The sequence below is a fragment of the Aquimarina algicola genome (genome assembly GCF_006443095.1).
Classification (GTDB): domain Bacteria; phylum Bacteroidota; class Bacteroidia; order Flavobacteriales; family Flavobacteriaceae; genus Aquimarina; species Aquimarina algicola.
In genome coordinates, this window is record NZ_VFWZ01000001.1 from 740,612 (window position 1) to 755,011 (window position 14,400).

The window sequence follows — 14,400 nt, forward strand, 5'->3', positions numbered from 1 at the left end:
ATATATGATTGATAAATTATTCTGCGATGCTGAAAGTGAGTCCTACTCCTCTAACACTTTCTATACTAATGTTTTGATCTTTTTTAAAATATTTACGTAATCTGCTTATAAACACATCCATACTACGACCCGAGAAAAAATCATCATTACCCCAAACTTCTTTTAATACATTTTCTCTCTTAATCATCATATTTTTATTCTTATACAAATATTGTATCAAAACCATTTCTTTATCAGTAAGTCTTTGAGTTTGATCTTCAATATTTAATGTATGATTGATGGTATCAAATTCATAGTTTCCAATAGCAATGACATCTTTTACAGTTGGCGCTATATTTTTACTTCTTTTTATAATATTGTTTAATTTGAGAACAAGGATATCTGCTTCAAAAGGTTTGACGATATAGTCATCTGCACCAAGTTTTAATCCTTTTATTTTGTCTTCTTTCATTTTTTTTGCTGTCAAAAAAATAAATGGTGTATCCGGATTGATCTCTATAATTTTTTCAGCTAGTGTAAACCCATCTATTTTTGGCATCATGACATCATAAACACAAATATCAAAACTTGAATTTTTAAATAACTCTAATGCCTCTCCTCCATCTTTTGCCCAAGAAACTTTGTACTCATGAAGTTCTAGATATTGTTTTAAGATACTTCCAAAATCAAAATCATCTTCTGCTAATAAAATGTGTTTCATATTTTAATGTATTGGAATTGTTATAGTAAATGTTGTTCCTTGATGTATTATACTATCTACCTTTATTTTTCCTTGATGAGCCTTAACTACTTGTTGAGTATAAAACAGCCCCAAACCAAGTCCTTTTATTTCATGTACATTACCTTTTGAAACTCTATAAAATTTTTCAAAAATTTGACTTTGTTCTTTAGGTTCAATTCCTGCTCCATTGTCCTGTATTTTTATTTCATAGATATTATTCTTTAAAGAAGTATTTACCTTTATTTTAACCCTATCTCCTCCATATTTTACGGCATTATCCATGATATTAAACAAAGCTGTTGTAAACAGAAATCTATCGATATTAAGCAACACTTCTTTTGGTTCAATATGAGTGCTAATTTTAAATTCTTTTTGTTTAATGGATAATTTAAAATCTTCAATAACTTCTTTGAAGTAATCATTATCCAGAATTTTTTGTGGATTCAAAGACAATCTTTCAGCACTAAGTGTATTATTTAAAACTTGATCAATAATATTTTGTAATCTATTATTTTGCCTATCTACAATATCCAATGTATTAGAATATAGCTCGGGCGAGTTTTTAATGTTTTCATTCCTCAAACTTTTTGATGCAATACCTAATGTAGCCAGAGGTGTTTTTAGTTCGTGTGTTATATTATTAATAAAGTCATTACGTATATCTGCGATTTTCTTTTGTTTTATTACAGTAGTAATAGAATAAAATAGTAGTACTATTACAAAAACCAGTAACAGTATAGAAAAAGAAAATATTCCTATCATCTGTCCCAAAACGATCTGTTTCCAATCCTTTATACTAACTTGATCTTCAGTTCGAATTTCTAAGTTAAATTTTGAAGGAATCAAATCATTTCCTTTCTTTTCTTCATAATCTTGCTCTGTAAACCACCTGGCTCTACTAACGACTATACTATCTTTATCAAAAAAATTTTCTCCAAATAAAAAATAATAATCATTCTCATTTTTATAAAAAATAGTGTCACGTTGATCATTATCATATAATACAATGCTTCTTATAATTTTTTTATATTCTACTTCATATTCTAAATTGGCATTACTTATTTTATTTTGATAGTATTCTTTAAAAGCTGTGTTAAGAGAATCTGTAAATGGTTCAAACTTTTGTATTGTCTCACTCTTTAAAATTTTATTCTTTTTATAATTTGTAATATTCTCTACCAAATTCTCATACCAATGTTCTGATAAAGAATCGATTTTTTCTGTTTTTATAATATCAGAAACAATCTCTTTGCTTTCTTTTATAAAAGCTTCTTTTTTTAATTGATATGAATTGTATATTAAATATCCTTGAATACCCGAAAGTGCAAGTAGTACAAAAATAGATGTGATAATAAGTATATTTATTTTGCTTTTCATTTCTTAAGACGGCTTTATAATAAACCTAAGGTATTTAATAAAATTATCTATTCGCTTTTTGATTGATGAACAGTATCAAATGTAAACCAAAACATGTTTTAATTCGTCGAATATTAGACTGTTAACCCTGCATTAACCTAAATAAATCCGATCATGACACTAAAATTAAATATTTAGGACGTTTATGTTAATAAATTGGCTTAGGATTAATTATTACATTTGCTATCTAAATTAACCGATTATTTTCATGCTACCCTATCTCAAATTAGTTAAATTCAACAATCTTGTCATTATAGCTATTGCTCAATTATGTATTAAATACGGACTTTTTGAACCCTTTAATATTGCTATTACGTTAAATGGTTTAGGAATTTCGATTTTGATACTTGCAACTATTTTTATTGCTGCTGCTGGTAATATTATTATAGAAATTTACAATCAAAATTCGGGAGAAAATACTAATTCACTATTGTATAATTCTATCACAGAAAAATCTGCAAATCGTCTTTTTATCATCTTTAACGTACTTGGGGTAATTTTAGGGTTTTACTTGTCTAATTTAGTCGGTAAATCTGGATTTGCTGCTTTATTCATAATAGTTTCTGGTGTTTTCTATATTTATGCTTCTTACCTAAAAGAAATAATAGTAGTTAGAAATCTTGTCATAGCTATCCTAGCAGCTTTATCTCTATTAGCCGTTGGACTTTTTGATCTATTACCTGCAATCACACCAAAAAATAGAGCGTCGCAAATCGTTATTTTTTCTATAATTTTAGATTACTCAATTTTCACTTTTATTATTGTATTGCTACGAGAGGTTTTAAAAGACTGTATTTCTATTAATAAAGATCATAACAACGGTATAAGAACAATCCCTATAGCTCTCGGAAAAGAACGAACAATAAAAGTAATTGGTGTATTAATCTTAATACCAATGGCATGTGTAGTCTATTATATATACTCATACCTTTTTACAAATACCAAAGCAATCATTTTTGTATTACTTACCATCATACTCCCTTTATTATATTTCATGATAAAAAGTTTAAGTCATCATTCAGAAAAACAATTAATAACACTATCCTTGCTTTTAAAAATAGTATTAATTACATCATCAGTCTCGTTATTACTTTATCAATTTATCTTATTATAATATGTTAAAAGATTTATTACGTAATCACAGAATTATACTGGCTTCGGGTTCTCCAAGAAGACAACAGTTTTTTAAAAACCTAGGACTAGATTTTGAAATACAAGTAAAAGAAGTAGAAGAAATTTATCCCAAACATCTAAAAGCAGAAGAGATCTCGGATTTTCTTGCTTTATTAAAGTCAAAAGCGTTTACCGGGCTGAACACTAATGATATTCTAATCACTAGTGACACTATAGTTTGGCACGATGATAAAGCATTAGGCAAACCTAAAAACCTTGATCATGCAAAAGAAATTATTGCAAAATTATCAGGAGATACACATCAAGTTATAACATCTGTATGTTTCAAAACATCTTTGAAAACCGAAATTATCAATCAATCCACAAAAGTTACATTCAAAGATTTATCAAAAAATGAAATAGACTATTATGTAGAGACTTATAAACCTCTCGACAAAGCAGGAGCATATGGCATACAAGAATGGATTGGATATATCGGAATTTCTAATATCGAAGGAAGTTATTTTAATGTCATGGGGCTACCTACTCATCTTGTTTATGAAACGTTAACAAAGCTTGCCAACTCCTAGTTTTATTGTAATTTGTTAAACAAAAATTAAGAAACTCTATTGTATATTGAATTAGGTATGTATTGCCTTACAAATACTCAACAAAAAGGGTTATTTTAAAATAAAAATTATGAAAAAGCTAGTAGGAATCATTGTATTACTGGGTATTATAATATGTATTGCATGTAGTAATATAAAAGCAGACGAGTCTAATCCAAAAAGTAAAACCATAGCAGAAAACAAAGTGCCTGCTAAGGTTCTTTCTGAAAAATTTAAAAAATATTGGTATTCTGGTAATGCGGAGATTACCTCATATGCATTAGAACAGGCACGCTATGGTGAAATAAGAAAAGGAACCTCTGTACTTATTTTTGTAACAGAAGATTTTTTACCAAAAGAACAAGTAAAAGCTGATTCTCAAAATAAAAAAAACATTCCGGTTCTTAAGTTAAATGCCACAAAAAAGTTTGCAACAGGAATTTACCCTTATTCTATAATGCAAAGTACATTTTATCCCGTTGCGGATAATCAACATGCCGTAAAAGTATCTAGTTCTATGCAAGAGTGGTGTGGTCACGTATATGCTCAACTTAATAATCGAGAGCAATTTGAAGTAATTTCACATTCTTATTTTCAAGGAGAAGCAGACGAAGAATTCAAGATCGATAAAACTATACTCGAAAATGAACTCTGGACCAAAATTAGAATCAATCCAAAAGAGCTACCTCAAGGCGATCTCAATATTATTCCTTCTTTTGAATTTACACGATTAAGGCATAAACCTATTAAAGCTTATAAAGCAAAAGCATCTATTGTAAAAGAAGAAGAAACCAGCACTTATACAATCAATTATCCCGAGCTTAAAAGAACTTTAAATATTACTTTCAACAATACTTTTCCTCATGAGATTGAAGGTTGGACAGAATCATTTGTAAGTGGATTTGGCTCAAATGCAAAAGAGCTTACTACAAAAGCTACCAAAATAAAAAGAATAAAATCTTCATATTGGAATAAAAACAGTAATAAAGACGAAGTTCTTAGAGAAGAGCTAGGATTATAAAACACATTCAAATTAAATTAAAAGATGACAAAACTATCTCCATCAGAAATAGAACAAAAGCTCAGTGAAATAGATGGGTGGGAGTACCAAGAAAATGCTATTCATACTACATTCGAATTTAATGACTTCAAAGATGCATTTTCAGTAATGACAAGAATCGCTTTTGAGGCCGAAATACAACAACATCATCCAGAATGGTCAAATGTATACAACAAATTACAAATTAGTCTTTCTACTCATGATTCTGGAGGAGTTACAGAAAAAGACTTTACTCTAGCCAAAACAATAGAAGAAATTGTTGCCGCAGAATCCTAATAGAGTAATATATTTATAAACTACAATTAAGTATTATACAAACATTTGTCAAAAACGGTGTTTCTACTTATGTTTGTATTTAGATTTTTAACAAATTAGCATACTATATGGGAAGAGCTTTTGAATTTAGAAAAGCACGTAAAATGAAGCGTTGGTCTGCAATGGCCAAAACTTTTACGAGATTAGGTAAAGACATCGTTATGGCGGTTAAAGAAGGAGGGCCAGATCCTGATTCTAATTCTAAGTTGAGGGCAGTAATACAAAATGCCAAGGCAGCCAATATGCCTAAAGATAATATCGAACGCGCCATTAAAAGAGCTTCAGACAAAAATCAAGGTGATTATAAAGAAGTGCTTTTTGAAGGTTATGCCCCTCATGGAATTGCTATATTGGTAGAAACTGCAACAGACAACAACAATAGAACAGTTGCAAATATTAGATCATATTTTAATAAATGTGACGGTAATTTAGGAACTTCTGGCTCTGTAGAATTTATGTTTGACCATACCTGTAACTTTCGAATTAATGGTGAAGGTATTGATCCTGAAGAGCTAGAGCTTGAATTTATTGATTTTGGAGCAGAAGAAGTTTTTAAAGACGATGACGGGATTTTAATTTATGCTCCATTTGAAAGTTTTGGAACGATACAAAAAGAATTAGAAAGTAGAGAAATTGAAATTCTTTCTTCTGGTTTTGAACGTATCCCACAAGTCACAAAAAAAATAACTCCGGAACAAGCTGCAGATGTAGAAAAATTATTAGAAAAAATTGAAGAAGATGACGACGTCCAAAATGTGTATCACACCATGGAAGAATCTTCGTCTGATGCATAAATAATTTCAATTTTAGTAAATAAATTAAAAAGGGTTACAGAATATGTTAACCCTTTTTTGTTATAATTTACAAAGCTTGTCGACTAAATTAAAAATTCATGGTATGAGACAATCACTTTTTTATATCTTAATGATCTTTCAAGGAATGGTATATAGCCAACAAATGAATAATCAATTACTAAGTGAAATCATACATAAACATGCAGATACAATAAATGGAGAAACAGGCAATTGGAAATTTATTCATCAAAATGTCTTAATGATTTGTGTTACTGATGAGCAGAATAACAGAATGAGAATAATCTCTCCTATTACTGAGTCCAAAAATCTTGATGAAGACTTATTATTGGATACTCTCACTGCAAATTTTCATTCTGCTCTGGATGTAAAATATGCAATATCAAATGGTATTTTATGGTCTGCTTATGTTCATCCCTTAAAAGAGCTTACTCCTGAGCAAGCTGAAGATGCAATATCTCAGGTTTATTATGCTGCCAAGACATTTGGCACAACTTTTTCTAGTACAAAACTTATATTTGGTGGTAAGAGTATTAATGCACAAGAAAATGACCAAAAATTAGAACCAGAAGAAAAAAAATTGAAAAGATTCTAACTAATCATCAACGTCAAAGCTATATTTTGCAACTTTACCTTTTACTCCTTTAAAAAAACTATACATTAATTTAAGGTCTTTATTTATATCATTAGTTGGATAAAAAGGTTTTGAAATCACATTTTGCTTTTTTCCAAAATCAAACGTAACCATTATAATAGGAACAGCAGCTTTTTGAGCAATATGATAAAAACCTGTTTTCCATTCACTCACTTTTTTTCTAGTTCCTTCTGGAGCTATTGTTAATCTTAACTCATCTCTTTTTTTAAAAAGTTCAGCAATAGCCTCAACTTTGTTTTGTCCAGGAGTTCTGTCAAGAGCTATTCCTCCTACTTTTGTCAAATACCAACCCATTGGCCATTTGAACAGTTCTTTTTTACCCAAAAAGCTTATTTTGATCCCTGCTAATTGTCTAATAAGCAACCCTATATAAAAGTCATGCCAACTGGTGTGTGGTACTACTACTACTACACATTTTTTTACAGTTTCTGCACTAAAATCACCAATGAGTTTCCACCCCAAAATTTTATGGTATATAAATGAGGATATTGCTTTCATAACATAAAATGAAGTGAATACATGAATTATAGAGATCTATATAATTCTTTTAACATATCTGCATTGATCTCTGATTTCCAATCTGCACCCAAAGCATTTTCCCAAAGAGGTTCGAGACTAAGTGCTACGTTTGTCATTGTATCTAATTGTTCTTCTGTGACATTAGCACAAACACCTTTTGGTAAATTTATATTATGAAATTCTTTCATTTTTTTAAATATGGCTACTCCTTCGGGGTAATATTTACCTAACTTATCAAAAACGATACAATTACCAATACCATGCTTGGTACCCAGTACATAAGCTAACCCATAACTCATTGCATGTGCAACACCTACTTGAGAATAAGCAATACTCATTCCTCCGTGCCAAGAGGCCATCATTAATTTTCCATCGGATGCTTCTCTAGAAAGGTTATTCTCCAAAAATATCTCTTTACACAAATCCAAAGCTTTCTCTCCATAACTTTGACTAAATGCATTTAAGTATGTTCCATCAAGCGATTCAATACAATGAATATAGCAATCCATACCCGTATAAAACCATTGATCTTTTGGTACATCTTTAATCAAATTTGGATCTAAGATCACTTGATCAAAAGGTGTAAAATCCGAATTAATACCTAATTTACGTTCTGGGCCCATCAATACTGTTGTACGAGAAACCTCTGCTCCTGTACCAGATATAGTTGGAATCCCAACATGATACACAGCTTTATTCTTTACCAAATCCCAACCCTGATAATCAGCTGCGCTACCGGGATTAGTAAGCATTATTGCTACTGCTTTTGATAAATCTAAAATTGATCCTCCTCCTATTCCAATAATTCCGCTGGGAACATATTGATAGTTTTGTTTGATATGTGTAACAATATCATCAACTTGAGAAGTTTTAGGTTCTTCTGCTGTAGAAATATAAATAATTTTATCAGTACCAGATAATGGTATTCTATCTTCTATAAATGATTTATTGTTTTCAAAAACACTATCTATCAAATAAATAAAAGGTGCTACTCCATTTCGTTCTGGTAAAATTATTGTATCAATCTGATCAAAAGAGTTGCTACCAAAAACCACCTTTGGTACCATTGGGAAATTTTTATAAACGGTATCTATTTTCTTTTGATTATTCTCCGTAATAGTATTGTTTACAGGTATTTCCTTATTGATCAACTTCTTAGCTCTTTCTAAGTCTTCAGGAGTATCTATTTCAACCCCTTCGTGATGCGTTTCAACCATTTTAATGTTTTTTCCATACTCTAAGTAACGGATACATTCAATCTTTTCTGAAGCTTCCAAAGAACGCATCGGTAAATTATAAAAATCTATCAATGCTTGTTTTTTAAAAGCATAAACCCCTTTATGCTTGAAGTAAATATTATTTACCTCAGTATCTCTAGGGTAAGGAATTGGAGCACGAGAAAAATATAGTGCGTAATTATGTTCATCAGTAATTACTTTTACACTATTTGGATTCATGATGTCATTCCAATCGTTCATAGGTGTCATTAAGCTCGCTAAATCAATACGATTAGAATCTTCTTGATAAAACACGTTTAATAGACTTTGTAAACTCTCCTTTTCAGTAAAAGGCTCATCCCCTTGAACATTAACAACGATATCTACATCCATATCTTCTATAGCTTCTGCTATTCTATCACTACCACAAGAGTGTTCTTTCTTGCTCATGATGGCAATACCACCATTTGAAGTTATTTCATTGTAAATTATCTTGCTGTCTGTAACTACATAAACTGCATCAAAAAGATTAGAATTAAATGTTGCTTCATATGTTCTTCTTATTACAGTTTTCCCTCCTAAATCTTGCATTAGTTTGCCAGGGAAACGCGTAGCAGAGTACCTCGCGGGGATCATCGCGATGATTTTTAGAGTATTTTTGTTCAAAATTTTTGCTTTTCTTGAAATGCAAAAATAACTTTTTTAGATTAATTTTTAAATCCTTGAGTATTAAGTTTTACATTTTTAATTTGAAAAGTATAAAAACAAACGGATTAAAAGTATAATATTACGCTATTCTTCTACAAAAAAGTCTTTCTTAAAACCTATTAGATACAATCTTTTTTTTGCTCTGGTAACGGCTGTATACAACCACCGTAAGTAGTCTTTATTAGGCCCTTCGGGAAGATAAGGTTGTTCTACAAAAACATGATCCCATTGCCCACCTTGAGATTTATGACAAGTGATTGCATAGGAGAATTTAACTTGTAAGCTATTAAAAAACTTATTATTCTTAACCCCTAGGAATTTTTTATATTTTGATGTTTCATGTTCGTAATCTTTTTGAACTTCTTGATATAACCTATTAGAATCTTCATAAGTTAAAGAAGGTGATTCTGAGGTAAGTGTATCTAATAAAAGTACAGTTTCGAAGGGTTTTTGGTCGGCATAATCAACCATATCAATTTTTACCTCTGCAAATTTAAACCCATACAGTTCTTTGATTGCATATATTTCCAAGACCCTGATAATATCACCATTAGCTATAAAACCTGCATCACTTTTGCTATCCAACCAAAAATAATTATTCTTAACTACCATTAGATAGTCTCCTGTAGATAATTCGTCTTCTTGAAATAGTATTCTTGATCTAATTTGTTGATTAAAAATGTTAGCTCTTTTATTGGATCTAAGTATAATCACTGATTCTTCGTGACCAGAACTAGAATATGCTTCATTAAGAGCATCTATAATCTCGTGACCATCAAAAAAACGAACCACATCAGGGTAATCCTGTATTTCGAACTGAAAAGATGAATAAAACCCATCATTGATAGTTTCTCTCAGGTTTGTTGCATTCATCAAAATACCACTATCTGCTGCTTGTCTGACAACTTCATCCAATTCTACCTGAATGACTTCTTTATTAAAACCTAATTCTAAGTTATTAATATCTAATGCGGGGCTCAATTCAAGCTTTACAGGAGGTAACTGTGCTGTATCTCCTATAAGTAGAAGCTTACAATTATGCCCAGAATACACAAACATCATCAGATCATCTAGTAAAGAACCATTTTCAAATGATTTGCTATCACTAGGCGTATCAGAAATCATAGATGCCTCATCTACAATAAAAACAGTATTCCTATTTTTATTTTGCTTAAGCTGAAAAGTCAATCCCCCACTATTATTTTTTTTGGGATAATAAATATACCTATGAATCGTCTGTGCTTGCCTTCCTGAATAATTACTTATTACTTTTGCTGCTCTACCAGTAGGAGCTAATAGAACAGGTTTTAATTTTAATTGCCAGAGATTTTTTACCAAAGCTCCTGTGAGAGTAGTTTTTCCGGTTCCTGCATAACCTTTTAAAAGAAAAACAACATCAGAAGATTTTGAAAATAAAAAATTTGAAAGTTTTTGTAAAGTAACATCCTGTTTTAACGTAGGACTAAAAGGAAAATCTTTTTTTAATAATTCATAAAATTCTTTTTCTTTCATCAAAATTTTGTACTTATAAGTGCCTACAGTTAAAATAACAAGCCAAAGATAAGGAGGATTTTTTGGCAATAAACTTTTACGATTAAAAAAAAATTGTAGATTTGCGTAATACACTAATGTTTAAAGCTAAATCATAAAATGAAAATTGTTATTCAATTAGTTCTTTGGGTTGTTATAGGATTTTTAGGATACCTTGTATTCAATTCTGTTAACGGTCCTGTACAATTCAATAAATTAAAAAAAGCAAGATATGCTAAAGCCGTAGAAAATTTAAGAGATATTCGTACAGCTCAATTAGCACACAGAACTATTACCGGTAAATTTCAAAAAGATCCAAGCAAGCTTATCACTTTTATAGATACTGCAAAATTTACTTTAACCCAAAGAAGAGATTCTAGTTTTATAAGATTTAATAAAATCCTTAAAATTGATGAGCCTAGAGATACAATAGTTATCGATACATTAGGCTATGCTTCTGTTAAAGACTCTTTATTCAAAAAAGGAAGTCATAAAACAATGATGAATGTTCCTATTGAAGGTGTTGATGCTAATTTTGAATTGGATGCCGGATATATTAACAAAAATGACTTAAGAATCCCTGTTTTTGAAGTAAAGGTATCTAAAGATGTTTTACTTCATGATCAAGATGAAGACTTAGTTGCACAAGAGAAAGAAGTTGTATCCGTAGATGGAGTTAATGGTGCTTTTCTTTCAGTTGGATCTATGACAGAGGTAATGACTTCTGGTAATTGGCCAAGAACTTATGGGGCAAACGACCAATAATAACATAGAAAACAATACTTTAAAAATATTGTCCATTCAGATCAGCCTGAATGGACTTTCTTTTTGTGTTAAAGAAAACAACCAAGTAATTGTCATAAAACAAGATAACTTTGGTATTTCTTTAAACCCAGAACAGGTTTTAAACAAAATAAAGTATACTTTTCAGCATGATGAAACATTAAAAGGAGATTTTTCGTCTATAGAAGTTATCTATCAAAATGATTTATACACTATAGTTCCAAAATCTTTATTCAACGAAAATAGTGTTAAAGAGTATCTTAAATACAATATTAAAATACTAGAAAATGATTTTGTAGCATACGATGAGATACATCAACATGACATTGTTTCTGTCTATATTCCATACGCAAATATCAATAATTTCTTTTTTGAAAACTTTGGTTCTTTTACCTACAAACATTCAAGTACGATTTTAATCAATAACCTCGCCACAAGAGAGAAGAACAACAATACACCTATCGTTTTTGCCAATATTAATCAAAAATACTTTGACTTAATTATTATTAAAAAAGGAAAATTGGTGCTTTTGAATACCTACAAATATGAAACAAAAGAAGATTTTTTATATTATGTAATGTTTGCTACTGAACAATTAAAATTAAACCCTGAAAAATTTACACTTAAATTTATAGGCGATCTTACTAAAGACAGTGATTTATATACTATAGCATATAAATATATACGCAATATTGAATTTGAAAAAGCATCAGATTCTGTGCACATATCACCTAATTTATCTAATTTTGAGCCTCATCAACATTTTGTTTTACTCAGTCATTTTTAAAATTTATAATGCGTATTATTTCAGGAAAATATAAAGGAAAAAGATTAATTGCCCCAAAAAAACTCCCTGTTAGACCAACAACCGACATGGCAAAAGAAGGGTTATTTAATATTTTAAGAAATAAATATATCTTTTCAAACATATCTGTTTTAGATCTTTTTGCTGGTACTGGTAATATTAGTTTTGAATTTGCATCAAGAGGAGTAGATAATTTAACTGCTGTAGACTCTCATTATGCCTGTTTAGGATACATAAAGAGTGTGGCCAAAGAGCTTGATTTTGAAATAGAAACTATAAAAAGTGACGTGTACTCTTATTTAGAAAAAGTTAAGAAAAAGTCTGATATTATTTTTGCAGACCCCCCTTATAATTTTGAGATTGAACAATTCAGTAAAATTGTAACTCTGGTCATCGATAATCAATTACTAAATAACGATGGTTTGCTGATTATAGAACATTCGAAGCATACCAATCTAGAACAAGTTCCTTTTTTCGACAATTCAAGAAAATATGGAGGATCAGTATTTAGCTTTTTCAAGTATTAGTATTATTATACTCTATTAAAACTATTGCTGCAAAACCGATGATTTTATAGAGTTTTCGTCTATCGTAGTCAAAGTACTTAACGCACGTATTTGGTGTGAAGCATTATCAATAATATCTTGATAAAAAGATAATACTTTTGCATCAAAACCAGGAGTATCCTCTGCTGTAATCTTAAAAATATCCATTTGATAAATAAAATTATTTAAGATATGATGACTTGAAGAAAGCATGGCTTTATAAATATTTAGCTTTGTTTTCTCTATACGTAATTTCGTATTTCTTCTAAAAGAATCAGTAACAAAAAACACAAAGAAAATAAGTAAAGGAATAATAATTTTATCAAATTTAAATTGTTCTAAATTTTCTAGAAACGCTACAAATTTTTCAAATAAATCTAAATTTAAAATTACAGAGCTCAAATAGACACTTATAGCTGTTATTAATCCGATTAGGGTGAGGTTGTATTGATTATTCATCAGTTCTAGGGGTAAAATGTGGTTGTTTTTGGTTATAGATTGAAAATAAATATAAACAAAAAAGATAAAACAATATAATTTACATGTAATTTAACAGTAAAAGACCTCGGAGCAAGCTCACGAGGCATTCGAAGGGAACCTACTTTTGATTTTGAAGCAAGCCTCGGAGTATTTAAATTTCGATTATCGAGTAAATAAACGATAATTATGGCACTTGATTTCCTGTAGAAGCTTCCCAAATCTTAAACCATTCTTCATCTGTCATTGTAACATCCAAAGAAGATACAGCTGATTGAATTCGATTAATCTTTGTAGATCCAATAATTGGTAATATCCCTGATGGGTGTTTAAGAACCCATGATATTAATATTTGATCTAGTGTTACATGGTATTTATCGGCAAGCTCTAAAGCCACTTTTGTTATCCTTTTAACTCGATCATCTTTATCTTTTGCAAAAAAGTCACCTCCCGCTAAGGTAGAATATGCCATCGGTTTAATTTTTTTTGTAATACATTGATCTAACGTACCATCCAAAAAAGGATGTAGATGTAATGGAGATATCTCAATTTGATTCGTGATCAATGGCACAAAACTATCCAACATCATAAATTGATCCTTTGTAAAATTAGACACTCCAAAATGCAAAACTTTATCACTGTCTTTTAACTTTGTAAAAGCCTCAGCTATTTCATAAGGGTTCATCAAAGGACTTGGTCTATGAATTAAAAAAAGATCTATAAACTCTGTACCTAAGTTTTTAAGCGATCTTTCTACAGAATTTATAATGTACTCTTTACTGGTATTGTATGATTTAATTTGATAATCAGGTCGATTAGGTGTAACTAATTTTATACCACACTTAGTTACTATTTGCAATTTGTCTCGTAACGAACTTTCTTTTTTTATAACATCCCCAAAAAGTGCTTCTGTTGTATAATGTCCATAAATATCAGCATAATCAAAGGTAGTAACCCCTATAGCTAAACAATCTTCGATTAATTGTTGTACTTGATTAACCTCTAGATTTGCTCCCCAAGTACCCCAATTCATACATCCGGCTACAATTCTTGAAAATATTGGTCCTTGATTAGATAGTTCAATTTTCATATTACCTTTTAAAAAATTATAAGATT

16 protein-coding genes and 1 pseudogene are annotated in these 14,400 nt (G+C 30.0%); 9 read left to right on the plus strand and 8 right to left on the minus strand.

All coding sequences use genetic code 11. From position 1 onward, the window contains the following. Positions 1-16 precede the first annotated feature (16 nt). Positions 17-700: a response regulator transcription factor gene (locus FHK87_RS03325; protein WP_140589741.1), complete on the minus strand. Its 684-nt coding sequence runs from the start codon at positions 698-700 to the stop codon at positions 17-19. Positions 701-703: 3 nt separating this feature from the next. Continuing rightward, entirely contained in the window at positions 704-2,098 is a 1,395-nt protein-coding gene (locus FHK87_RS03330; protein ID WP_140589743.1) for a sensor histidine kinase, read from the minus strand. 247 nt (positions 2,099-2,345) lie between these two features. Here FHK87_RS03330 and FHK87_RS03335 point away from each other — a divergent pair, with 247 nt between their 5' ends. The 6 genes from FHK87_RS03335 (at position 2,346) to FHK87_RS03360 (ending at position 6,640) form a co-directional block, all read left to right on the plus strand. Then, complete coding sequence (locus FHK87_RS03335; protein WP_140589745.1) at positions 2,346-3,251, plus strand: geranylgeranylglycerol-phosphate geranylgeranyltransferase; 906 nt, start codon at positions 2,346-2,348, stop codon at positions 3,249-3,251. Between the two features lies 1 nt (position 3,252). Next, positions 3,253-3,840 (plus strand): Maf-like protein, encoded by a 588-nt coding sequence (locus tag FHK87_RS03340; protein WP_140589747.1) that lies wholly within the window; start codon positions 3,253-3,255, stop codon positions 3,838-3,840. 109 nt (positions 3,841-3,949) lie between these two features. After that, on the plus strand, positions 3,950-4,879 hold the full coding sequence (locus FHK87_RS03345) for a septum formation inhibitor Maf (protein WP_140589749.1): 930 nt from the start codon (positions 3,950-3,952) through the stop codon (positions 4,877-4,879). Positions 4,880-4,903: 24 nt separating this feature from the next. Further along, positions 4,904-5,194: a 4a-hydroxytetrahydrobiopterin dehydratase gene (locus FHK87_RS03350; RefSeq protein ID WP_140589752.1), complete on the plus strand. Its 291-nt coding sequence runs from the start codon at positions 4,904-4,906 to the stop codon at positions 5,192-5,194. 107 nt (positions 5,195-5,301) lie between these two features. Beyond that, positions 5,302-6,027: a YebC/PmpR family DNA-binding transcriptional regulator gene (locus FHK87_RS03355; protein WP_140589754.1), complete on the plus strand. Its 726-nt coding sequence runs from the start codon at positions 5,302-5,304 to the stop codon at positions 6,025-6,027. Between the two features lie 103 nt (positions 6,028-6,130). Beyond that, positions 6,131-6,640, plus strand: a complete 510-nt coding sequence (locus FHK87_RS03360; RefSeq protein WP_226294040.1) for a hypothetical protein — start codon at positions 6,131-6,133, stop codon at positions 6,638-6,640. On the opposite strand, the gene FHK87_RS03365 is transcribed toward FHK87_RS03360, so the two are convergent. The 4 genes and pseudogenes from FHK87_RS03365 to FHK87_RS03375 all read right to left on the minus strand — a co-directional run bounded on the left by FHK87_RS03365 (position 6,641) and on the right by FHK87_RS03375 (position 10,656). Continuing rightward, a complete protein-coding gene (locus FHK87_RS03365; protein ID WP_140589756.1) occupies positions 6,641-7,198 on the minus strand; it encodes a 1-acyl-sn-glycerol-3-phosphate acyltransferase in 558 nt (185 codons plus the stop codon). It lies immediately after the preceding gene. A 26-nt stretch (positions 7,199-7,224) separates the two neighbouring features. Further along, positions 7,225-8,286 (minus strand): iron-containing alcohol dehydrogenase family protein, encoded by a 1,062-nt coding sequence (locus FHK87_RS26015; protein ID WP_226294056.1) that lies wholly within the window; start codon positions 8,284-8,286, stop codon positions 7,225-7,227. An 81-nt stretch (positions 8,287-8,367) separates the two neighbouring features. Further along, a pseudogene (gene kdsB, locus FHK87_RS26020) lies at positions 8,368-9,072 on the minus strand (3-deoxy-manno-octulosonate cytidylyltransferase); the annotation flags it as partial. Positions 9,073-9,228: 156 nt separating this feature from the next. Beyond that, positions 9,229-10,656, minus strand: a complete 1,428-nt coding sequence (locus FHK87_RS03375; RefSeq protein ID WP_140589760.1) for an ATP-dependent DNA helicase — start codon at positions 10,654-10,656, stop codon at positions 9,229-9,231. Between the two features lie 138 nt (positions 10,657-10,794). Here FHK87_RS03375 and FHK87_RS03380 point away from each other — a divergent pair, with 138 nt between their 5' ends. Genes FHK87_RS03380 through FHK87_RS03390 form a run of 3 tightly spaced genes read left to right on the plus strand, consistent with a single transcriptional unit; the run spans position 10,795 to position 12,789 of the window. Then, entirely contained in the window at positions 10,795-11,439 is a 645-nt protein-coding gene (locus FHK87_RS03380; RefSeq protein ID WP_140589762.1) for a hypothetical protein, read from the plus strand. Continuing rightward, positions 11,420-12,244 carry a DUF3822 family protein gene (locus FHK87_RS03385; protein WP_140589764.1) on the plus strand — a complete coding sequence of 275 codons (825 nt, stop codon included), beginning with the start codon at positions 11,420-11,422 and terminating at the stop codon, positions 12,242-12,244. The genes FHK87_RS03380 and FHK87_RS03385 overlap by 20 nt, the downstream gene beginning before the upstream one ends. Positions 12,245-12,252: 8 nt before the next feature. Continuing rightward, positions 12,253-12,789, plus strand: coding sequence for an RsmD family RNA methyltransferase (locus FHK87_RS03390; RefSeq protein ID WP_140589766.1), 537 nt, complete (start codon positions 12,253-12,255; stop codon positions 12,787-12,789). A gap of 21 nt (positions 12,790-12,810) precedes the next feature. Here the strand turns inward: FHK87_RS03390 and FHK87_RS03395 are convergent, their stop codons facing one another. Continuing rightward, positions 12,811-13,266: a hypothetical protein gene (locus FHK87_RS03395; RefSeq protein WP_140589768.1), complete on the minus strand. Its 456-nt coding sequence runs from the start codon at positions 13,264-13,266 to the stop codon at positions 12,811-12,813. Positions 13,267-13,471: 205 nt separating this feature from the next. Beyond that, positions 13,472-14,374, minus strand: coding sequence for an aldo/keto reductase (locus tag FHK87_RS03400; RefSeq protein WP_140589771.1), 903 nt, complete (start codon positions 14,372-14,374; stop codon positions 13,472-13,474). Positions 14,375-14,400 lie beyond the last annotated feature (26 nt).

Excerpts from the sequence above, each read along its gene's own strand:
- FHK87_RS03325 (WP_140589741.1), bottom strand. The coding sequence starts at position 700 with ATGAAACACATTTTATTAGCAGAAGATGATTTTGATTTTGGAAGTATC.
- FHK87_RS03330 (WP_140589743.1), bottom strand. The coding sequence starts at position 2,098 with ATGAAAAGCAAAATAAATATACTTATTATCACATCTATTTTTGTACTA.
- FHK87_RS03335 (WP_140589745.1), top strand. The coding sequence starts at position 2,346 with ATGCTACCCTATCTCAAATTAGTTAAATTCAACAATCTTGTCATTATA.
- FHK87_RS03340 (WP_140589747.1), top strand. The coding sequence starts at position 3,253 with ATGTTAAAAGATTTATTACGTAATCACAGAATTATACTGGCTTCGGGT.
- FHK87_RS03345 (WP_140589749.1), top strand. The coding sequence starts at position 3,950 with ATGAAAAAGCTAGTAGGAATCATTGTATTACTGGGTATTATAATATGT.
- FHK87_RS03350 (WP_140589752.1), top strand. The coding sequence starts at position 4,904 with ATGACAAAACTATCTCCATCAGAAATAGAACAAAAGCTCAGTGAAATA.
- FHK87_RS03355 (WP_140589754.1), top strand. The coding sequence starts at position 5,302 with ATGGGAAGAGCTTTTGAATTTAGAAAAGCACGTAAAATGAAGCGTTGG.
- FHK87_RS03360 (WP_226294040.1), top strand. The coding sequence starts at position 6,131 with ATGAGACAATCACTTTTTTATATCTTAATGATCTTTCAAGGAATGGTA.
- FHK87_RS03365 (WP_140589756.1), bottom strand. The coding sequence starts at position 7,198 with ATGAAAGCAATATCCTCATTTATATACCATAAAATTTTGGGGTGGAAA.
- FHK87_RS26015 (WP_226294056.1), bottom strand. The coding sequence starts at position 8,286 with ATGGTACCAAAGGTGGTTTTTGGTAGCAACTCTTTTGATCAGATTGAT.
- FHK87_RS03375 (WP_140589760.1), bottom strand. The coding sequence starts at position 10,656 with ATGAAAGAAAAAGAATTTTATGAATTATTAAAAAAAGATTTTCCTTTT.
- FHK87_RS03380 (WP_140589762.1), top strand. The coding sequence starts at position 10,795 with ATGAAAATTGTTATTCAATTAGTTCTTTGGGTTGTTATAGGATTTTTA.
- FHK87_RS03385 (WP_140589764.1), top strand. The coding sequence starts at position 11,420 with ATGGGGCAAACGACCAATAATAACATAGAAAACAATACTTTAAAAATA.
- FHK87_RS03390 (WP_140589766.1), top strand. The coding sequence starts at position 12,253 with ATGCGTATTATTTCAGGAAAATATAAAGGAAAAAGATTAATTGCCCCA.
- FHK87_RS03395 (WP_140589768.1), bottom strand. The coding sequence starts at position 13,266 with ATGAATAATCAATACAACCTCACCCTAATCGGATTAATAACAGCTATA.
- FHK87_RS03400 (WP_140589771.1), bottom strand. The coding sequence starts at position 14,374 with ATGAAAATTGAACTATCTAATCAAGGACCAATATTTTCAAGAATTGTA.